The organism is Pseudomonas sp. NPDC008258 (genome assembly GCF_042956345.1).
In the GTDB taxonomy this organism is placed as follows: domain Bacteria; phylum Pseudomonadota; class Gammaproteobacteria; order Pseudomonadales; family Pseudomonadaceae; genus Aquipseudomonas.
In genome coordinates, this window is the sequence record NZ_JBIBGE010000035.1 from 1 (window position 1) to 20,858 (window position 20,858).

Annotated in this window: 14 protein-coding genes and 5 tRNA genes; 10 read left to right on the plus strand and 9 right to left on the minus strand. The window is 61.3% G+C overall.

Annotated elements, in window-relative coordinates:
- Positions 1-189 precede the first annotated feature (189 nt).
- A complete protein-coding gene (locus tag ACFY9W_RS23740) occupies positions 190-957 on the minus strand; it encodes a DODA-type extradiol aromatic ring-opening family dioxygenase (RefSeq protein WP_391135542.1) in 768 nt (255 codons plus the stop codon).
- Between the two features lie 110 nt (positions 958-1,067).
- On the opposite strand from ACFY9W_RS23740, the gene ACFY9W_RS23745 reads away from it, so the two are divergent.
- Positions 1,068-1,718, plus strand: coding sequence for a thiopurine S-methyltransferase (locus tag ACFY9W_RS23745; protein WP_391135544.1), 651 nt, complete (start codon positions 1,068-1,070; stop codon positions 1,716-1,718).
- A gap of 170 nt (positions 1,719-1,888) precedes the next feature.
- Here ACFY9W_RS23745 and htpX read toward each other — a convergent pair whose 3' ends face one another.
- On the minus strand, positions 1,889-2,776 hold the full coding sequence (gene htpX / locus ACFY9W_RS23750; protein ID WP_003259721.1) for a protease HtpX: 888 nt from the start codon (positions 2,774-2,776) through the stop codon (positions 1,889-1,891).
- Between the two features lie 292 nt (positions 2,777-3,068).
- On the minus strand, positions 3,069-4,280 hold the full coding sequence (locus ACFY9W_RS23755) for a pyridoxal phosphate-dependent aminotransferase (RefSeq protein WP_012313392.1): 1,212 nt from the start codon (positions 4,278-4,280) through the stop codon (positions 3,069-3,071).
- A gap of 167 nt (positions 4,281-4,447) precedes the next feature.
- On the opposite strand from ACFY9W_RS23755, the gene msrB reads away from it, so the two are divergent.
- Both msrB and ACFY9W_RS23765 read left to right on the plus strand, forming a co-directional pair.
- Positions 4,448-4,843, plus strand: a complete 396-nt coding sequence (msrB, locus tag ACFY9W_RS23760; protein WP_016715103.1) for a peptide-methionine (R)-S-oxide reductase MsrB — start codon at positions 4,448-4,450, stop codon at positions 4,841-4,843.
- 13 nt (positions 4,844-4,856) lie between these two features.
- On the plus strand, positions 4,857-5,345 hold the full coding sequence (locus tag ACFY9W_RS23765; protein ID WP_391135549.1) for a glutathione peroxidase: 489 nt from the start codon (positions 4,857-4,859) through the stop codon (positions 5,343-5,345).
- Here the strand turns inward: ACFY9W_RS23765 and ACFY9W_RS23770 are convergent.
- The gene (locus ACFY9W_RS23770; RefSeq protein WP_391135552.1) at positions 5,335-7,692 is read right to left on the minus strand and encodes a response regulator; all 2,358 of its coding nucleotides are present in this window, start codon (positions 7,690-7,692) and stop codon (positions 5,335-5,337) included. The genes ACFY9W_RS23765 and ACFY9W_RS23770 overlap by 11 nt on opposite strands.
- A gap of 205 nt (positions 7,693-7,897) precedes the next feature.
- Here ACFY9W_RS23770 and ACFY9W_RS23775 point away from each other — a divergent pair, with 205 nt between their 5' ends.
- Positions 7,898-8,785 (plus strand): DUF815 domain-containing protein, encoded by an 888-nt coding sequence (locus tag ACFY9W_RS23775; protein ID WP_391135555.1) that lies wholly within the window; start codon positions 7,898-7,900, stop codon positions 8,783-8,785.
- Positions 8,786-9,268 (plus strand): GAF domain-containing protein, encoded by a 483-nt coding sequence (locus tag ACFY9W_RS23780; RefSeq protein WP_391135558.1) that lies wholly within the window; start codon positions 8,786-8,788, stop codon positions 9,266-9,268.
- 137 nt (positions 9,269-9,405) lie between these two features.
- Here the strand turns inward: ACFY9W_RS23780 and ACFY9W_RS23785 are convergent, their stop codons facing one another.
- Complete coding sequence (locus ACFY9W_RS23785; RefSeq protein WP_391135561.1) at positions 9,406-10,173, minus strand: hypothetical protein; 768 nt, start codon at positions 10,171-10,173, stop codon at positions 9,406-9,408.
- Between the two features lie 266 nt (positions 10,174-10,439).
- Here ACFY9W_RS23785 and ACFY9W_RS23790 point away from each other — a divergent pair.
- The 5 genes from ACFY9W_RS23790 (at position 10,440) to ACFY9W_RS23810 (ending at position 10,971) form a co-directional block, all read left to right on the plus strand.
- Positions 10,440-10,515: transfer RNA gene (locus ACFY9W_RS23790), tRNA-Glu, on the plus strand.
- A 4-nt stretch (positions 10,516-10,519) separates the two neighbouring features.
- Positions 10,520-10,595: transfer RNA gene (locus tag ACFY9W_RS23795), tRNA-Gly, on the plus strand.
- A gap of 91 nt (positions 10,596-10,686) precedes the next feature.
- A tRNA-Glu gene (locus ACFY9W_RS23800) sits at positions 10,687-10,762 on the plus strand.
- Positions 10,763-10,765: 3 nt separating this feature from the next.
- Positions 10,766-10,841 (plus strand) — tRNA-Gly (locus ACFY9W_RS23805).
- A gap of 54 nt (positions 10,842-10,895) precedes the next feature.
- A tRNA-Gly gene (locus ACFY9W_RS23810) sits at positions 10,896-10,971 on the plus strand.
- A gap of 96 nt (positions 10,972-11,067) precedes the next feature.
- Here the strand turns inward: ACFY9W_RS23810 and ACFY9W_RS23815 are convergent.
- The 4 genes from ACFY9W_RS23815 to ACFY9W_RS23830 form a co-directional block, all read right to left on the minus strand.
- Entirely contained in the window at positions 11,068-12,147 is a 1,080-nt protein-coding gene (locus tag ACFY9W_RS23815) for a fimbrial protein (RefSeq protein WP_391135564.1), read from the minus strand.
- 45 nt (positions 12,148-12,192) lie between these two features.
- Positions 12,193-14,610 (minus strand): fimbria/pilus outer membrane usher protein, encoded by a 2,418-nt coding sequence (locus ACFY9W_RS23820; RefSeq protein ID WP_391135567.1) that lies wholly within the window; start codon positions 14,608-14,610, stop codon positions 12,193-12,195.
- Between the two features lie 312 nt (positions 14,611-14,922).
- Positions 14,923-20,043: an RHS repeat-associated core domain-containing protein gene (locus ACFY9W_RS23825; protein WP_391135570.1), complete on the minus strand. Its 5,121-nt coding sequence runs from the start codon at positions 20,041-20,043 to the stop codon at positions 14,923-14,925.
- Between the two features lie 2 nt (positions 20,044-20,045).
- Positions 20,046-20,624: a hypothetical protein gene (locus ACFY9W_RS23830; RefSeq protein ID WP_391135573.1), complete on the minus strand. Its 579-nt coding sequence runs from the start codon at positions 20,622-20,624 to the stop codon at positions 20,046-20,048.
- Positions 20,625-20,858: the final 234 nt, after the last annotated feature.

Below are 20,858 nucleotides of genomic sequence, written 5' to 3' on the forward strand. Positions count from 1 at the left end.
AGAACGCCGGTTTGTTGATGTGTTTGCTCGCACGAACATCATCCATCAAACCGGCGTTCTTGTTTCTGTCTTTCCCGGGATTCCGTGAAGAACCATTTTTTTGCCTGTACCGGCCTCTTCGCGGGTATCGCGTAGACCTTGGGTCCTGTGTAGGACCTGTGGGAGCGGGCAAGCCCGCGAAAGGGCCCTTCAGTCGAACCGATAAATGTCCATCCCCAGCGCCCCCAAAGTGAACCCTTGGTGCACCACCCCAAACTTGCCACCAGCCCCCAGGGCAAAGAACAGCGGCAGCAAATGCTCATCACTGGGGTGGTTACGCACGGCATATGGCGCCTGCTGCCGGTAATCCAGCAATGCCGCCAGATCACCCGCCCGTAGCCGCTCCACCACCCAATCCCTGAACGCCAGCGCCCACGGTTCGATCACCTCCGGCCCTGCATGCCAGTCCAGCTCGCCCAGGTTATGGGTGATACTTCCCGAACCGATCAGCAGCACGCCCTCGGCGCGCAACCCCGCCAGCGCCTGGCCCACCTTCACCTGCAACGCCGGCCCCATGTGGCTGGGCAGTGAAACCTGTACCACCGGAATGCTCGCATCCGGATACATCAGCGACAGCGGCACCCAGGCGCCGTGGTCGAGCGGCCGCTGAGCGTCCAGGCGGGCTGGCAGGCCGGCAGCCTTCAACAACTCGCTGACCTTACCTGCCAGGGAAGGCTCGCCCGGCGCCGGGTACTGCACCGCGTACAAAGCCGGCGGGAAGCCGTAGAAGTCGTGCCAGGTCTCGGGCTGAGCGCTGCTGGTCACCAGCAGCTCACGGCTCTCCCAGTGCGCTGACACCACCACGATGGCCTTGGGCCGTGGCAGGCTGTTGGCCAGCCCGGCCAACGCTGGCCCGCTGGCACCGGGGTGCAGGGCGAGCATGGGGGAACCATGGGAGATGAACAGGCTGGGCAGCATGGCGAAGTCCTGAAGGTTAAGATGCACCCATCTTCGATCAGAAACTGATCGATATCCATCGCAAGATTTACGCGTTTTCTATCGGTTTACTCGATAAACAAGGAGCAACCATGGAGCCAGCGTTCTGGCACAAACGGTGGGCCGACAACCAGATCGGCTTTCACCAGGGGCAGGTCAATCCGTACTTGCAGGCGCACTGGCCAGCGTTGGGCCTGGCGCCAGGCAGCCGCGTGCTGGTGCCGCTGTGTGGCAAAAGCCTGGACTTGGCCTGGCTGGCGGGGCAGGGGTATCGCGTGCTGGGTGTGGAACTGTCGCGGCGGGCGGTGGAGGATTTCTTCCGCGAGCATGGGCTTGAACCCGAGGTGCGTGAGCAAGGCGCATTCGAGCTCTGGCGTCATGGTGACGTGGAGTTGTGGTGTGGCGACTTCTTTGCGCTGCGGGCGGAGGATGTCGGAGGCTGCGTGGGGCTGTATGACCGTGCGGCGCTGATTGCGCTTCCAGCGCAGATGCGTACGAAGTACATGGAGGCTTTGTCGGCATTGTTGCCTGCGAGGTGCAGGGGGCTGCTGGTGACTCTGGATTATGACCAGTCGCTGCTGGATGGGCCGCCGTTTTCGGTGGGGGATGAAGAGGTAAGGCAGGGGTTGGCCGGGTGGTATCTGGATGAACTGGAAGCCGTGGAGATGATTCAGGAAAGCCCAAAGTTCTTGCAGGCCGGGGGCTCCAGCCTGTTGGAGCGGGTGTATCGGGTTAGCCGGTGATTGATGGGTTGTCTGTACTGGCCCTATCGCCGGCAAGCCAGCTCCCACAGGAATACCGCAGGCTCAAATACTGTGGAGGGCCTGTGGGAGCTGGCTTGCCGGCGATAGGGCCGGTGAAGGCATGCACAAAAAAGGGCGACCGAAGTCGCCCTTTTTACTTGCTGGTCGGATCAACCGCGGCGGCGCAGCGCCTCGATACGGTCTTCCAGCGGCGGGTGGCTCATCAGCAGCCCGGCCAGGCCGTGCTTCAGGCCGCCATTGATGCCGAAGGCTTTCATGGTATCAGGCATGTGCACCGGCAGGCCTTGCTCCACCCGCAGGCGTTGCAGGGCGCCGATCATCGCCGCAGTACCGGCCAGTTGCGCACCGGCTTCGTCGGCGCGGTATTCGCGGCGGCGCGAGAACCACATCACGATCATGCTGGCCAGAATGCCCAGGATCAGCTCGGCAACGATGGTCGCCACGTAGTAGGCAATGCCCTGGCCTTCTTCGTTCTTGAAGATGACCTTGTCGACGAAGTTACCGATGATGCGCGCAAAGAACATCACAAAGGTGTTCACCACGCCCTGCACCAGCGCCAGGGTGACCATGTCGCCGTTGGCCACGTGGCCGATCTCGTGGGCCAGCACCGCACGTACTTCATCGGGCGAGAAGCGCTCCAGCAGGCCCTGGGATACCGCTACCAGCGCGTCGTTACGGTTCCAGCCGGTGGCGAAGGCGTTGGCCTCGTAAGCCGGGAAGATACCCACCTCGGGCATTTTGATACCGGCTTCGCGGGACAGCTCCTCGACCGTTTGCAGCAGCCACTGCTCGTGACGGGTGCGCGGCTGGCTGATGATCTGGGTACCGGTGGTCATCTTCGCCATCCACTTGGAGATGAACAGCGAGACCAGGGAGCCGGCAAAGCCGAACACGGCGCAGAACACCAGCAGGCTGCTGAGGTTCAGGTCGACCCCGTTGGCGGCCATGAACCCGTTGAAACCGAACAGGCTCAGGGTAATGCTTGCAACCAGCACCACCGCAAGGTTGGTGGCCACAAACAACAGAATGCGCATCATGGTTGTTACGTTCTCCTGACGGATGAATTGTCGCTTACTGCGGGGTATATAAGGGGCCTGTCGCGTCGATTCAATCGGGCGACTATTTCAAACTGTGTACGGCGGAGTATGGCAGAGGATGGCGCGGGGGCTGTGGGATAGAGCGTTGCAGGATGTAAGAAACATCCTGTGAGATGGGAGGGGGCTGCTGCGCAGCCCATTCGCGGGCATGCCCGCTCCCACAGGATTCGCACAGGTTTCAAGCCTTGTGCTGTACCTGTGGGAGCGGGCTTGCCCGCGAAGAGGCCATCACTTACTGCGAATAAGTCCGCAGGAAGTTACCAATCCGCCCAATCGCCGCTTCAAGATCATCCACCCGCGGCAAGGTCACCACGCGGAAGTGGTCCGGCCATGGCCAGTTGAACGCGGTACCCTGAACAATCAGCAGCTTCTCCGACAGCAGCAGGTCAAGCGCGAACTTTTCGTCGTTGAGGATCGGGCATACCTTGGGGTCGATGCGCGGGAACGCATACAGCGCACCCATCGGCTTCACGCAGCTAACGCCCGGGATGTCGTTGAGCAGTTCGTAGGTGCGGTTGCGCTGCTCCAGCAGGCGGCCTGGCGGCAGCACCAGGTCGTTGATGCTCTGGTAGCCGCCCAGCGCAGTCTGGATGGCGTGCTGGGCAGGCACGTTGGCGCACAGGCGCATGTTGGCCAGCATGTCGATGCCTTCGATGTAGCTCTGGGCGTGGTGCTTGGGCCCGGAGATGATCAGCCAGCCGGAACGGAAGCCCGCCACCCGGTACGACTTGGACAGGCCGTTGAAGGTCAGGCACAGCAAGTCGGGCGCCAGCGAGGCGGTGCTGATGTGCACGGCTTCGTCGTACAGGATCTTGTCGTAGATCTCGTCGGAGAACACCACCAGGTTGTGCTGGCGGGCCAGCTCCAGCATGCCCAGCAGCAGCTCCTTGGAGTACACCGCGCCGGTCGGGTTGTTCGGGTTGATGATCACCAGGGCCTTGGTGTTCGGGGTGATCTTCGCCTTGATGTCTTCAAGGTCGGGGAACCAGTCGGCCTGCTCGTCGCACAGGTAGTGCACCGGCTTGCCGCCGGCCAGGCTCACGGCTGCGGTCCACAGTGGGTAGTCGGGCGCCGGGATCAGCACTTCGTCGCCGTTGTTCAGCAGGGCCTGCATCGACATCACGATCAGCTCGGACACGCCGTTGCCAAGGTAGATGTCCTCGATGGTGACGCCTTCGATCTCCTTTTGCTGGCAATACTGCATCACCGCCTTGCGGGCGCTGAACAGGCCTTTGGAGTCGCTGTAGCCCTGTGCGGTGGGCAGGTTGCGGATCACATCCTGGAGGATTTCATCGGGCGCCTCGAAGCCAAACGGCGCCGGGTTGCCGATGTTCAGCTTGAGGATGCGGTGGCCTTCCTCTTCCAGGCGCTTGGCGTGCTTGAGCACTGGGCCGCGAATGTCGTAGCAGACATTGGCGAGCTTGTTCGATTTGCTGAACTGCATGATGGGATCCCGATATGAGAAAACGCGCAACCCACGCCGAAAGGTTTGAAACGGCAGGAAGCGGGTGCCAGACTGAACGCCTGGCACACGAAGCCAACTAATATACGTGCCACCCGCGCCCCGGAAAAGACGGTGCGGGGTGAAATTAAGCCTGCCGAGGTCCCTACATGAAAAAGATCGAAAAAACCCTGGATGAATGGCGGTCGATGCTCGACCCCGAGCAGTACCAGGTATGCCGCCTCAAGGGCACCGAGCGGCCGTTCAGCGGCAAGTACAACAGCGAGCGTCGCGATGGCATCTACCATTGCATCTGCTGTGGCCTGGCGTTGTTCGATGCGCAAACCAAGTTCGATTCCGGCTGTGGCTGGCCGAGCTTCTACGCGCCGATCGAGGACAGCGCGATGATCGAGATCCGTGACACCTCCCACGGCATGATCCGCACCGAAGTCACCTGCGCCCGCTGCGATGCGCACTTGGGCCATGTGTTCCCTGACGGTCCGCCACCGACCGGCCTGCGTTACTGCATCAACTCGGTGTGCATCGACCTGCGCCCACGCGACTGACCGGAGCCCGACCATGGCTGGAACGATGCTGGATATCCCCTGCGTGACCCTGGGCGGCGAGCACAAGAAGCTTGGTGACTTCCCGGGCAAGGCTTTGCTGGTGGTCAATACCGCCAGCCAGTGCGGCTTTACCCCGCAGTACAAGGGCCTGGAGCAACTCTGGCAGGCTTACCGCGAGCGTGGCCTGGTGGTGCTGGGCTTTCCCTGCAACCAGTTCGGCAAGCAGGAGCCGGGCGATGCACGGGATATTGCGCAGTTTTGCGAGCGCAACTTTGGCGTGAGCTTCCCGCTGTTTCGCAAGGTCGAGGTCAACGGCCCGGGCGCTCACCCACTGTTTGTCGAGCTCAAGCAGCGCGCACCGGGCATTCTGGGCAGCCAGAAGATCAAGTGGAACTTCACCAAGTTCCTGGTCGACCCGGCCAATGGCCAGGTCAAACGTTACGCCCCCAGTACCAAGCCGCAGGCCCTGGAAGCAGACATCGAGCGCCTGCTCAGCCGTTGACCGGCACCCAGTGGTCGACCAGCGCCAGTAGCTCTTCGCGGCGGAACGGCTTGGCCAGGTAGTCGTTCATGCCCGCCGCCCGGCAGCGCTCACGCTCCTCGGGCATGGCGTTGGCGGTAAGGGCGACAATCGGAAGGTCGGGCCAGCGTCCGCTTTGGCGGATGCGCCGGCTGGCCTCGTAGCCGTCCATGACCGGCATGTTGCAGTCCATCAGCACCAGGTCGAATTCATCCTGTTGCAGCAGCTCCAGGGCCTCGGCGCCTTGGGTGGCCAGTTGCACCTGGCAGCCGAGCTTGGCCAGCATGCCCTTGGCTACCAGCTGGTTCACCGGGTTGTCTTCCACCAGCAGGATTCGCGCACGGCCTGCCTCCAGGGTAATGGCCGGGTTGGCCAACGGGTGTTCGGGCTCGTGCCCTTGCAAGGTGCGGCGCAGGGTCTGGTACAGGGCGTTGCGTGCCAGCGGCCGGGCCAGTTGATGGAGCGGGGCGAGGGCCATCGACTGTTCGCTGGGCAGGAAATTACCGTAGGCGGTCACCAGCAAGATCGGTGTTTTCAACGCCGGGCGCAGTTGGAACAGGTGGTCTACGTCGTCGGTGATCAGCAGGTCCATTGCCGTGGCGTCCAGTGTTGCGCTGCTGTCATGCCGCCGGTACGCCAGGCCCCAGGCGGGCAACAGGCCTTGCAGCAGTTCGTTGAGCCCACTGCCGGCTGCGCTCAGGGCGGCCACGCGCCCGTGCAACGGCAGCGGCGCAATGGCTTCGGTGTGCACCGCCAAAGGCAGCTCGGCACTGAAGCAGCTGCCAAAGCCCGCCTCCGAGCGAATGTGCAGGTGGCCCTGCATGGCCTTGCACAGGTTGCGCGTCAGCGCCAGGCCCAGGCCGGTGCCGCCGTACTGGCGGGTGATGCCGGCGCCGGCCTGGGTGAAGGGTTGAAAAATTCGCGCCTGGGCTTCTTCGGGTATGCCGATACCGGTGTCGCGCACTTCCAGGCGCACGCCGCCGACGATGGTGACCAGGCGTACATCGACGCGGCCGAAGCGGGTGAACTTCAGCGCGTTGGACAGCAAGTTGCTCACGATTTGCCGCACGCGCGTAGGGTCACCGAGCACGGCGCTGGGGAAGTTGCGGGCAATCAGGCAGGTCAGCTCCACGCTTTGCGCGGTGTTCTGCGACAGCAGGTTGGCGGTGTCTTCCACCATCGAGCCCATGTCGAACGGGATGCGCTCCAGCTCCAGCTGGCCGGCGTCGAACTTGGACAGGTCGAGGATATCGTTCAGCAGTTCCACCAGCACCTTGCCGGAGTCATGGGCAATCGCCAGCTGCTGGCGTTGCTCGCTGGGCAGCGGGCTGTCCAGCGCCAGGGCGATCATGCCTAGCATGCCGTTGAGCGGGGTGCGGATCTCATGGCTCATGTTGGCCAGGAAGGCGGCGCGCGCCTGGGCCATGTCCAGCGCGCGGCGGCGGGCTTCCTCCAGCTCCTGGTTGGACAGGCTCAGGCTGCTGTTGCTGGCCTTCAGTTCGTTGGTACGCGCCGAGACGATGTCTTCCAGTTCGTTCAGGTATTGGGTAAGGCGGTTTTCCGCCGTGCGCCGTTGCTCGATTTCGGTGGCCATGCTGACGAACTGCTGGTTGGCAACCTTCACCAGCACGCCGATTTCGTCGTGCTCGTGGCCGTGCGGGCACTCCAGGCGGGTTTGCCGGGGTTTGCGCGGGTCGCTGCCGCTGAGCGCGCCGATCACCGTCACCAGCGGCTTGGTCAGCATCATGTAGAACAGCGCCAGCAGGATGCCGGTCAACACCAGGCTGCGCGCAAAGCCGTTGAGCAGGGTGATACCGGCGCGGTCCAGGAAGCGGCTGCCGAAGGCGTAGGTGTCGACGTCCAGGTACAGGGTGCCGAGGTATTCCTCGGGCATGTGGGTGAGGTACAGGCGCTCTTTGAGCTGGCGCTGTTCGCCGAACAGAAAGTCGCTGAGCGGGCGGTAGCGGTCTTGCAGGCGTGGGCGCTCGACATCAGCCAGTACGGTATCGTTGTTGTCTATCAGCCGTGCGCGGATGATGGCCGGCGATTGCAACAGGCCGCGGGTGAGCTCCAGTGCCAGTTCCGAGTCGATGTTGTAGGCGATGCGCGAGGCCGGATTGTGGCTGATTTGCAGCAACGCGTGCACTTCGCGGTTGATGGACGCGTCTTCGCTGGCATAATCGATGCCGATCTGGATGAGACTGAGCAATGTTCCCAGGATGAAGCCGACCAGGACTGTCAACCGGGCTTGCTTGTATGACAGGCGATTGGTGAACTTGATATCCATGAGTCCCGAGCCGGTTTCACGTTCCTTGCGCTGCGCAAGCATAGCCGATCAACCCCGGCTACTGGTGGGTCTGTCTGTTCATTTCAGTTGATCGCCAAGCGGGGGCCGCTTTGCGCCCCTTCGCGGGCATGCCCGCTCCCACAGGTACAGCGTAGCCCCCAGGCTTAGCGCAATCCCTGTGGGAGCGGGCGCGCCCGCGAAGGGGCGCGCAGCGGCCCCAAAAAAACTGAAATTGTTAGGAGTCGTCATGGACGCTCGCTTGATTGCTTTTCTGGACCGCGCCGAATCGGTGCTGGCGCGCCTTGAACCCCTGTTGCCAGCCCAGCGCCCGAACATCGACTGGGGCACCACCCTGGCTGCCCGCTGGCAGCGCGATGGCCGCAGCGGCTACCTGCTGCCGCTGGAAGTCAGCCTGGACATCCGCCTGACCGACCTGATCGGCGTCGACAAGCAGCGTGACCAGTTGGGCCGCAACACCCACCAGTTCATCAACGGCCTGCCTGCCAACCACGCCCTGCTGTGGGGCTCACGCGGCACCGGCAAGTCGTCGCTGGTGCGTGCCCTGCTGGCCGAGCACGCCGGTGCCGGCCTGCGCCTGATCGAAATCGAACGCGACCACCTGGCCGACCTGCCGCGCGTGGTCGAGCAGCTGCAGAAGCTGCCGCAACGCTTCATCCTGTTCTGCGACGACCTGTCGTTCGAAGCCGGGGAGGGCGACTACCGGGTGCTCAAGAGCGTGCTGGACGGTTCGCTGGAGCAGGCGCCAGACAACGTGCTGTTGTACGCCACCTCCAACCGTCGACACCTGGTGCCGGAGAAAGAAAGCGACAACGAGAACTGGAAACGCGTGGACGGCGAGCTGCACCCTAGCGAAGCGGTAGAAGACAAGATTGCCCTGTCGGACCGTTTCGGCCTGTGGCTGTCGTTCTACCCGTTTACCCAGGACCACTTCCTGAATGTGGTCGAGCACTGGATCGGCCAGCTGGCCCGCCCCGCGGGGCTGGCCTGGCAGCGTACCGAAGAGCTCGACATCCTCGCCGTGCGCTGGGCCACCGGCCGCGGTAACCGTAATGGCCGTTGTGCCTATCAGTTCGCCCGCTACTGGGTCGGGCTGCAATTGCTGGAGCAAAAGTAAATGATCGACCTCAATGCCAGTGGCGCCGGCCTCGACGGCTACAACCTGCTGGCAGCGCAAGTGCAGGCGCTGTTTGCCGACGAGCGTGACTTCATCGCCAATGCCGCACAATTTTCGGCGTTTCTCTATAACCAGGTAGACGACCTGAACTGGGCGGGGTTCTACCTCAACCGCAACGAACAGCTGGTGCTGGGCCCGTTCCAGGGCCAGGTCGCATGCGTGCGCATTCCGTTCGGCAAGGGCGTGTGCGGGGCGGCGGCGGCAACGCGGCAAACCCAGCGGGTGGAGGATGTGCACGCGTTCCCGGGGCACATTGCCTGTGACAGCGCGTCCAACAGCGAGCTGGTGATCCCGCTGGTGAAGGAGGGCAGGCTGATTGGTGTGCTGGACCTGGATAGCCCGAAGGTCGGGCGGTTCAGCGAGGCGGACCAGATGGGGCTGGAGCGGTTGGCGGCGGTCTTTCTGGAACTGACTGACTGCTGATTGCTCTGCTGCCTTTTCTGGCCCTATCGCCGGCAAGCCAGCTCCCACAGGTATTGCACAGGATTTCAGGTCTGTGGAGAACCTGTGGGAGCTGGCTTGCCGGCGATAGGGCCATCAAATCCACAACAAATTCCGAATCAGTCGTACATCACCTTCTTCTTCCAGGTCTCTTCCTCATCGGTCTTGAGCCCATCGGTCAATTCGTTGTGCTCGTCCTCGGCCGGGGCCATACGGTCCATCACCTGGGCGTTGGCCCGCGCCAGCAGCTTTTCCAGATAGGTCAGCTGCTCTTCATACACCTTCGGCTCCGGCTGCTTGCGCAGGTACTGCACGCCCCGCTCGAACGCCAGGCGTGCCTGGCCCGGCTGGTTCTTCTGCAAGGCCTGCTGGCCGAGGTTGTTGAAGAATTCGATATGCAGCAGCACCAGGATGTGGCGGATCTCCTTGATCCAGTGCTTGGCCTCGGTGGCAGGCAGGAAGCCTTCCTGAGCGGCGCGGGTTACCTGGTTGTGCATCGCCTCCAGCAAGAAGCGCACATCCTTGGCCTTGACCTCGGTGTGGATCGGGTTGGGCGGGTTGTTCACCGGTAGCTTGTCGCCCAGGGCAATCAGCCCTTCCAGTTCGGCGATGCGTGCCTTGAGTTCGGCATTGTGCTTGTCCACCGCCAGCTGGCGCTGGTTAAGGTTCAGCTCCAGGCGGGTCAGCAACAGTTTAAGGGCCGGGGACATGAACTGGCCGGGGAAGGTCTCGGTGATTTCGCCACAGCGGCGCAGGCGGTCGGTCAGCTCGATCCTGGTCCGGACGCGTTCGATCTTGCCGTTCTCGACCACATTGTTGAGGTAGCCGATCACGATCAGCAACGCGATGCCCGCCACGATAAGCAGGGTGATCAGAAGTGGTGTCACCGTTAATGCCTCATTGAAGAAGAATTACACCCATGAGTGTAGTGAGTTCGCCTGGGGACGAACAGCGGCACAGGATTGCTTCATTCTGTATCGACACCCCGGCCCGCATCTGCACCCCAGGCTACCCGGAAGTCATTGATTTAAATAAATTTCTACAAAGGGGTTGACGCATGTTCGAAGCATCCATAGAATGCGCGCCACTTGCAGCGTAAAGCACACAGCGAAACGCGGCAGGGAGTGAAAGCAGGCAGCAATGCCAGCAGTGTGTCCCCTTCGTCTAGTGGCCTAGGACACCGCCCTTTCACGGCGGTAACAGGGGTTCGAGTCCCCTAGGGGACGCCATATTGCGGGAATAGCTCAGTTGGTAGAGCACGACCTTGCCAAGGTCGGGGTCGCGAGTTCGAGTCTCGTTTCCCGCTCCAGTTTCTCCGGCAACGCTTAACGGCGGGGCAGGAAAAGAAAATCCAGGGTGAATCGTGAGGTTCAAGTCTGGTGCACTGAAAAGTGTTGTGTGTCCCCTTCGTCTAGTGGCCTAGGACACCGCCCTTTCACGGCGGTAACAGGGGTTCGAGTCCCCTAGGGGACGCCATTTGCGGGAATAGCTCAGTTGGTAGAGCACGACCTTGCCAAGGTCGGGGTCGCGAGTTCGAGTCTCGTTTCCCGCTCCAGTTTCTAAAACTATGGCGTTCATGACGGTGTAGTAGGTTGTAAAAGTTTCAAATGCGGGAATAGCTCAGTTGGTAGAGCACGACCTTGCCAAGGTCGGGGTCGCGAGTTCGAGTCTCGTTTCCCGCTCCAATACAAAACGCACCAAGGAATTTAACGTTCCTTTGGTGCGTTTTTTTTTGCCTGATCTAAAGCCTGGCCACGGCGATCAAGCCATGGCAGGGCCTGTTAGCGATATTCGATGGTGAAGTTCAATGCACCCTTGGCCTCGCCGGGGGTAACCGTTGCTGCGGTCTGGTAATAGCGGGCGCGAAGGTCGAGGCGCGTGATGCCGGGGGTAAGGCCCACCATATCCACATACTCCTCCAGTTTCAGCGGGGTATTGTCGCTACGCAGTACTTGAATGCCAATGCCTGCGGCGGTCGAGTCCGTCGTCAGTGTGAATAACCCCATGTCCCGGTCCACCGGCACCGACCCGTCTACGCCGTCCAGGCGCATGAACGCGCGGGCAACGCTACCTGCCGGGTCGTCCTCGCAGTCGCTTAGGGTGATAAAGAAATCAACCGGGTTGGTTGTGCTGCCCTGGCCTGTGAAGCTGGCGATGTCGTGAGTGCCAAGTTGCACCGGGTTGGCACTGACCGCGTCAGCCTTGACCGTGCACTGGGCCTGCTGGACCTGCCCGCCCAAAGTCAGCCTGACGGCATCCCCGACATCGCTGACCACGCCCCTGACGACTTCCTGGTTGAATGAGCTGATACCCGCCGGAATCGGGCCGGTCTTGATCAGGGCCATGTACTTGATGGTGAGGTTTTCCATCAGCATGGGGGTAGGTGCCATATCCCTTTGGTTCTCGCCTACATAGGGAACGGCGCCAATACCCCCGTCGTTTGCCCGGAAGGCGTTGCTGGCCGACGCGTTGAGGAAGCCGCCCAGCTCCAGATACAGGCCGACCCCCGGAATGCTGGTTCGCAGCACTTTACCTGTTACATTCCTGCCGTCGACGGGGGGGAAGGTGCCGGGCTCGACAGCTAATGGCGTACCCATGTTGGCTGTCAGGCTTAGTGTCCCATCGTTGTCGCACTTCAGGGCGAAGCCAGGGCCCTGTACGCCAGTGATGGCTGCAGAGTAGATCTTGCTACCCACGGGTGCATCGCGTGCCACCCACTTTACACCACCCAGGTTATGGGTGAACTGCAACGGGCCTACGGTCGTGGGCCATTCGCACCCCAGGGCAAAGGCCTGGCTTGACAGTGTCATCATCGTCGCTGCCGCAGCGATGCCGATGAAATAACGCGATAAAGTGGGCATGGTCGGTTCCTGTTGCACTCCCGCGACAGTGTCGCGGGGGTGGGGTCATGGAGTAGGGCAGCGCAGGGTCTGCAGATGGTAGCCTTGCTCTTCTGGCATGGTTGCCGGGTCGATCTTCAACAGGCAGCGCTGTTCTGCACGTTCGCCCCAGCGCGCTTCCAGGGTTTGTGCCTGGGCATCTGTTGCAATCAGCGCCTGGCCCGCCTGGCCCACTACGGCCAGGTGCTCGCCCTGCTGGTCATTGAGCTGGGTGCCGAAGGGCAGTGGCCGGCCGTCGGCATGCTGCAGGGTCAGGATCAGGCGGCTGACCTGGCGCGCTTTGAACGCCGCCAGGGCGACCGCGCCTCGGCGTGGCACAACCTGAGTGGCGCCGTTTTCGATTTCAACATCAGGGCCGAGCTGGTCGGTTTGCAGGGTGACCTGATTGATCCGGTAGGGACGCATGTGGGGTGCAAGGATGTAGCCACTGTTGTCGGTGCTGCCACCGGGCACGTTGTCGACACCTACGCCGGGCACGTCGGGCACATGCACCAACGCCGTGGTCTCGCCCAGGTATTGCCCCAGCACGATGCCGCCGGCGTGCGCCAGCACCGCGCCACTGGCATTGACCGAGACGCTGCGGAAGTCGTCCGCTTCGGTGTAGCCGGCACCCACGTTGACCTTTTGCGTCTGGTAACCCATCGATACCGACGCCGTCTTGCGCTGCTGTTCGTCGTTGGCCAGCGATGCCAGGTAGCTCAGGCGGTTGTCCTGCGAGCCGCCGCTCAAGCTGGCGCGTTCGCTGAAGTGGCCGTTGCTTTCCTGCACGTCGAAACTTGCCGTCGTTGACGTGCCCCAGTCCAGCGGGATGGTCACGCCCACGCCTACGATGCGGTCGCTGCCGTTTTCGTCGCTCAACGACTGCGAGGCATACAGGTTGATGCTGACCCGGCGATACTGGGTATTGAACTGGAACTGGTACTGGCGCCGCTGGCGGTTGGTGTGCCAGTAATCGTCCTGCGACAAGGTCAGGCTCAGCGAGTTGCGGTTGTTGAACGACTGGTAGATCGAGCTTTCCAGGCGGCTGCGGCGGTTGCCCTGGTAGCGGCTGGAGGCGTTGCGCTGCTGCACGGCTTCGTCGAACTCGCGATAGCCCTCGGTGGAGTAGCGGTAGCCAGCGAAGCGCAGGCTGGTACCGGTCTGGAAGGCTTTGCCGTAGCGCACGGAGTAACTCTGCCCCTGTACCCGGCCGCCTTGCTCGCCAAGATCGGTACGGGCCTGGGTCACATCCAGCGACACTGCGCCAACGGTGCCAAAGTCGCGGGCGATGCCAAGGTTGGCAGCATTGTAGTACTCGCTGCCCAGTAGCCCACCATACAGGGTGGTGCCCCACTGGCCGCCGCGGGCCAGCGTGGCTTGCCACAGTGCAGGGTTGTCGATGCCGTCGGCACCGTCATAGCGCCCGGCCACCAGGTTGTAGCGCCACACGCCTTCGCGCAGCAGGTTGCTGAGGGTGGAGTAGGGCTGAATGAAACGGCGCACTTGGCCGTCCGCCTCGGTGAGGACGATTTCCAGGTCGCCGCTGCTGCCACCAATACCCAGATCGTTGATTTCGTAAGGGCCGGGGGCAACGTAAGTGGAGTAGATCGGGTAGCCGTTCTGCAGCACTTCGAGCTTGGCCCGGGTCTGGGCTACGCCGCGAATGACGGGCGCGTAGCTTTGCATCACGTCGGGCAGCATGCCCATGTCGGTGGCCAGCTGTACCCCTTTGATGGGCAGGCTGCGGAATACGTCGCCACTGCTGAAGGTTTCGCCAAGGGTCAACGTGCCCCACTGCCCGGGCAGGTCGTGCTGGGCATAGGTGTTGAAGTGCACCCAATCCTGGCCTTCGCCGTCGTCGCGCCAGCTCTGGCTGCTGCGCAGGCGCCAGCCGCCAAGGTTGATACCGCCATTGAGGTACAGGTCCTGGCTGCTGTTGGAGGTGCCGGTGCGGCCGCTGAAATGCTGCGCAGAGGCCTGGTAGCTGACGAAGGCGGCGTTGATGCCGTCGTCCCAGCGCTCGGGGGCCACGCTGCCCGCCACATCATGGCGCAGGGCCGCTTGCGGGATGGATAGCGCCAGCCGCAGTTGGCCAGGGTCCAGGTCGTAGGTGGCGTCGGGCACCAGGGCGGGCAGGTCCACACAGCGCTCGTCGCTGGGCAAGGGCTCGGCCAGCCCCTGCTCGCGCAGGCCCAGTTCGCGCAGCAGAGCTGCGCTGAGGCAGGGCTCCAGGCCCTTGCCGTCGCTGCGTTCGCGGAAGTCGATTTCGTGCTTCCCTGCCGGGGCCAGGTTGACCAGCACTTCAACCTGATAGCGGCCGGGCGCCAGGGAGGCTTGAGCGGCCAGGGTGTTCAGGGCGGCTATGCTGGCGTCGCTGGATTGCCCAGGGGTCTGGCGCATGAAGTTGGGGTTGAATTGCAGGGGGCGCTCTTCTGCAAGGGCCATATCAGTAAGCAAAAACAAAAGGCCGCAACCTGCCATGGGAAAAAACAGGGCTGCACCAAGTCGAATCGGCAACTGCCGATACTGTGTGTTTTTTTGCATACTCAGGCACCGTGGGTGTATGTAGCGTGAGGGCCTTTTCTCTGTCAGAGAATTAACTTGATGGTTTCGTCTGGAGAAAAATCAGGTCGAACATTACGACCCTGAATGAATGATTCATGTAGGAAAATTCTGATTTGAGGTGGAGGTAATTCTGGGTTTTATAATTTATTGTATGAAAGGGTGGCCGGTATGTAATTCGGCCACCCTTCGCTGTTAATTCAAAGGTCTATAGCTTGATTTGCCTGTTTCTAACCATCCTCCGGTTGCCGGATTTTTCTGGTAGCCACCCATGGAGCCATAACTGTATATGGTAGGAGATGCAGGGGGGGTAGCAATGGTGATAGCCGGTTCGACAAAAAGTTCTTCTAAGCGGTAAGAACCAATTGAAGAGTTTGAAACAGCGGAGCCCGTGCTACTGACCGAGCTTTGTGGCGAGGTGGATATAACTGCATCAGCGAAAGTTATATTCTTTTTCGTCTGAGTCGCCACGGCGACGCCCATCCCGGTAGCCGTTGTTTGGCTGGAAGTGTCGGCGGTTAATGGCAGCCATATGTCGCGTTTTAAGGGTAGCCGTGCTGGAGCAGTTTTGGAGACACGCATCCTGAAGAAAACATCTCCTTTTCTGGGGTTCGGGCTCGGCACATTCACCGAAGATACACTGTCGGTTTGAGTGCCAACACTTGCGGCTTTACCCGCGCCCCTCGCTGCGAGCTTGCTATACCCCATAAACGTTAACGTACTCACCGCACTGGCAATCCCCAGCCAGTACGCCCACTCACTGGCCGCCTCGTTCATTGTCAGCAGCGCCGCCGCACCCACCACCGTCGAGGCCACGTCAATGGCAAGGCTGCCTGCGCCGAACGCGAAGGCCATGGTCAGCCCTGCCGCCGGTAGAAGCATGAAGCTGACCACCGCAAAAACAGCGCCCAGCGCCACACCAAGCCAGGATCGCCAGTCTGACTTGGCCTTCAGTGGTTTGGGTGGGATGTAGGGCTGCTCCGCGCTGTGTCGCATGCCGTAATGGCCGCTTGGGTCGTGCCAGTTGACCGGGTTGCCGCCGCAGTACACATACGGGTTGATGCCCGCTGCTTCAGGCGCTGCGAGGTCCGGGCTGTGGAAGCGCATCAGCCCGGGGTTGTAGGCACGGTAGCCGCGCCCCAGCAGTGACCAGCCCAACGCACGTTCGCGGGCTTCACCGTTGAAGCCGAGCAGGCCCACCAACTGGTCGTTGTCCGGTGAGTCGCCGTAGGCGGTATACGTGTTGTCGTGCAGTTCATCACTGCTGCATTCACCCAGTACACTGTTTGCCGCGTCGGTTACGAACAGCCGGTTGTCGGCGGTTTGAGCCGGGCGTTGCAAGCCCAGAGGGCGGTCGCCGGCGTACAGGTACTCGGTAAGCAAGTCTGCTTCGCGTGTGCTGGTCACCCGGTAGCCCTGGTAGCGGCGCGATACCTCTGCGTCTTGCGCTTGGCGCACGCCGATCAGGTCGTTGTGGCCGTCATAGCGGTAGCGGTACAGGGGCTGCCCGTCGCTTGCCCGTTTGACTTCGCTCAGGCGGCCATGGTCGTCGTACACCAGCCGGTTGCCTTGCTCGTCGTTCAGCAGGTTGCCTTCGGCATCGGAGTCGAACGCCTGGCTGGCCGGGTAGTCGGGCTGCAGGGAATGCTGCGCCCGTGTCAGGATAAAGCCGTCGTAGGTATAGAAAGCTTCGTCTGCTGCACCGTCGGCAAAATCGGTGAAGCACTCTTTGAGGTTATTCAGTTCGTCGTAGACGAAAAACTGACTCTTGATCGCGCGCCCAGCCGCGTTTTTCGGCAGGGCGCTGCCAGTGCAACTGTGTTCTTCCAGCCGGTCGAGTGCATCGTAGTTGAAGGTTTCCAGCAACAATTGTTCGCCGTCACGGGTGAGGGCGCGGCTACGTAGTTGGTCATCCTCCTGCCATGTCAGCACGATGCTTTGGGTGAGGGTGGAGCCATCCTGCCGGGTGAGGGTTTGTTCGCGTTTGTCCTCGCGGCCTAGAGGGTCGTAAGTTTGCTCGCACACAAGCACCTGTTTGTTGATCAAGTCCTGCGTTGTGGTTTTCCAGAGCCGCCCCAGCTTGTCGTACTCGAATGAGGCGACCAGGTCACCTTGACGGGTCTGTTCCAGTTGGCCCAGGTCGTTGTAGGCGTGGTCCACTCCAACGCCGTCACTTTCGGTGTAGCCCAAGGGCAGCCCCTGGAACGAGTTGCGGTAGTCGCAGTGGTAGCCCTTGGCATCCTGATCTTCCCATTGGGTTTTCAGCAGGTAGCCTTGATCGGTGTAGGTATAGCTGTGCTTGCCCTGTGCATCGCTGGCCGTACTGATGGCCGAGGTTTTGCTGTCGTAATCGAACGTTGTGCTCGGCACTGTGTCCACGTCGATCTGGCTGGGCTGGGCCGAGCGGGTGGGGCGATAGTGGTAGGTAAACGTGCGCTGCGCCGTGGTGCGGGTTTCTACCAGCGAGGTGTTTTCCTTGTAGGCGTAGGTTTCTTGCTGCAACCCGGCCGTCAGCGCCTTCAGGCGGTCGAGGCCATCGTAATCCCGCTGCCAGGCCAGGGTGGGTTGTACACCTTTGCGTTGCTCGACCAGCAGTTGCTCGGCCAGCGGGGCAGCACTGTGTAGCGCGAAATGGCTGAGCACCGCCGATTGGTCGGGCCGTTCGCTACGGGTTACCCGGCCTTCGGAATCGTAGGTGTACTGGTTGACTCGGCTGACCGGCCTGCCGTTTCGGTTGAAGGTGTGTTCTTCACGGGTGCAGCGGGCCAGGCCGTCGTAGCTGAAGTCATGGCGGCCAGCAATCTGGCCTGCTTCGTCCAGCCGGTATTGATAGGCCGGCTTGTCGAAGCGATTGCTTTCGGTAACCTGTTGCTGTTGACGAACCCCCGGTTTGTCCATTGTCTCGACCCAGCGGGTGATGATGTCGCCCGATTCGCCGAACGGCGAAAATTCGCTGTGCTGCATCGCGCCATTGGGCAGCGTGGTCTTGCACAGTTGGCTCCAGGCATCGTATTCGAAGGTGGATGTCAGCTTCAGGGTCTTGCCGTCGTAGTAGTCAAAGGTGGTTTCTTCGCTCATTTGACCAAGTTCATCGTACTTGCGCTGGGCAACAACTTTACGTTGCCGCAAGGGTTTAGCGCCTGGCGCGGTATCCGGAACTTCCGTTTCGCGCTCTTCGGTCACCACCCGGCTACAACCATCGAAGGTGACGAAGGTGCTCACGCCCGTGCTGCCGGTAACCGACTGCGAGGCCAGCCCGGCTGCGCCTTCCTCGGGATGGGTGACCAACCCGTACTGATGGATGACCTTGGCCTCGTCCTCGCCTTGGCCTGGCGCAACAGTTTCTTCCTTCAGGCGTGCGAGCGGGTCGTAGATGCGGCGAATGCTGTTGCCGGTGTCATCTTCTTCGTACACCGTCTGACCATGCAGCCCAGATGCGGCCGAACGGGTCGTTTTCTGCACCAGGTCAAAGCCGCACACGGTTTCATCGGTCCAGTATTCCAGGCCGTGCCCCTCGTCGACGAGCTTGCGGTAGCCCCACTCAATACGTGAAGTGCGGCTTTCGATGGCTCGGCGCACCGGGTTGGCGCTGTCGTCACCGTAACGGGTGGTCACCTGGTAATTCGGCCGACCGTGCAGGAAGGTATTGTCCGGCATGTTCAGGTAGGCCCGTTCCACTTTTATCAGTAGCTGTTCGCGTTCGTCGGGCTGCTGAACATCGAATACTTGCAGAACCTGTTCTTCGCAAGGCGCAAGCCATTCGCTTGCCTGGCCCAGGCTGGACAGCGCCGGGTAGGCCTTGTAGGTCAGCCGGCTCCGTTGGACGGGGGCGTCGCCGGGCAACCCCGGCAGGGGGTAGACAGTCTTGCATTTGATGTTGCGCACAAAACCCTGCGGGTCGGGCGGGCAGGCCCAGGCTTCGCCATGCTCATCGTCGTCCTGCTTCTCGCCGGCCTTGTCATAGTACGCGTAAGTGATGCGTACGCCGGTGGGGGCTACCTCCTCGGTGACATTGCCATAATCGTCATACAGGGTGGTCGCGGTTTCCAGGCGAAGCTTGCTGGCGTCAGCACGTAGTTTGTAGCGTTTGGTGATAGTCTTGGGCAGCTGGAAGTAGCGTGGTTGATCCTCGAAACTGACGCCGGCGCGTTCGTGGAACTCGGTTGTGGTTTCTTCGATACGGCCGTCTTCTTCCAGCGTTTGCCGGGTCAGCAGGTGGTGGCGGTTGAATGTTTGTGTCTGTGTGCGCGCGATCTTGCCCGCCTTCCAGTAATGGGCAGTGACGCTGTAGTGGTAGGAGGCACTTGCCCGGTACAAGTTGTCCTCGCCGTCGTCACGCCAACTGACAGTGCTGTTGCTGCCCACATAACTGTGCTCTACCTCGACGTTGTTGTCCTCATCGAAGTGCTTGTAGGTGTAGGTCGTTTTCAGCGGTGGCTGATCGGCACGGGGCTTTACTTCATGGCTGGTTACCCGTGGCAAGACCCTTTGCGGCTGTGTATTGGGCAACAAGTGGCCCGGGTCGTCATTTTCGCCGTAGCGGATTTCCTCCACGGCCCCCATGGGCGTGGATACTTTCGCAAGGCAGGTCAGGCCGCGGGCGGTGGTATAGCCGAAGCGCCAGTTGCCGCCGGTTTCATCTGGCAGTTTGACCTCCACCAAAGCCCGGTTTTTCAGCTCAAGCCTGTAGCGCATGAAGGGCTGTCCATTAGCACCTGCCCCTGGATGTGCATCGATGGTTACCCCGCCATCGGTGTACTTCAGCTCCAGCAGCAGCGTGCCATTGTCATCGACGATGCTGGCCAGTCGTCGGTTCTCAGGGATGTAGCTGAGCGTTATGCCGTGGCCGGAGGGCGCCCTGACTTTACTCGGCAAGGCGACGGGGTTGAGCACATCGTGCAGTGTCAGTATTTCCACAAGGCCGGACTTGTGAACCACACGGAAGGGGCCTTTGCCGTCACCGGGTTTAGCGCCGTCATCGTAAAAGTAAAAGCTGTGAATTTTTTTTTCGCGAATGATGGGTTGCGTTCCGGTACCTGTCACTTTGTAGCTTTCCCCCGTGTGCAGGGTAAGCATCCGGGTAGCGGGCTCGTAGCGGGTCATTGCCAGTTGCCAGCCAGTGCCGAAGCCCGCGTCTTCGTTGTTGAAAGGGCTGTAAGACAGGCGCAAGGGCAGGCCGGGGCCGGTCAGGTCGTTGCCGGCCGGCACTTGCAGGTCAATAGCCAGGTTGTACTGGCCCGTACGCTGGTCGACATGGTTTTGCACGAAACTCTGGAAGTTGCTGGCGTTGCTGTGTACCCCAGAAGCGTTGGCCATGATCAATTGCTCCCCGGGGCGATGGTTACCACGATGCAGGCAAGTTGTCCTTGCTTGATCGGGTCGCCTCTACCGGTGATTCGGAAGCCACGGCTTGGCGCATTGCTGTCGAGGCCGCTGTTGGTCAGGTAGCCTGGTTTTTCCGGGCTGCCCGCGTAGGTCCAGATCTTGTCGATGCCCATTTTTTCCAGTGAAGCGTTGCTGCGGCTGGTGTCGAGTTCGACCCAGGCACTGTTGGCCTTCTCACAGCGCTCATTATCAGTCAGCAGGAACGTCGATTTGATCGGCACGTTTCGAATGCGAATGGAGTGAGGGGCTCTGCCTTCTGGCGGGCATTGTTTTTTGGGGAGCAGTTTCACGGTAGTGCCGCTGCCCGCTTCCGGCAGCTCCAACCCGCAAGCAGGTTCGGTGTTGTTGTCCACGGTCTGGTAGAGGGCGAGGATGGGGGTCGGATCGGCCAGGGTTGAGCTGGTGGTGCCGGCTGCAACGGCGGCCACACCGCTAACAAGCAACGGTACAGCCAGTACTGCCTGTTTAATGGCTGAAGTAATCGTGGGGCGGTTGTTATGAAGTTTATTCATTTTTCAAGGCTCCCTGTTCAGGTTGTATGAACAGATAAAAGAAGACATGCATTTGCATTGCAGGGCCAATAAAGGCGTGTTGCCTGTCTGGAGCTTATTGAAGTTGCCGCACTGCCGCACCTGTCAGAATTAACAGGTGCGCCGGGATAATCGGCGAAGGCTACAAGAGCACACCTGTTTTTCTGTTTTGTCACCTGGCAGATTTGTCAGGTCTGGCTTTCCCCGGCGTGCCAC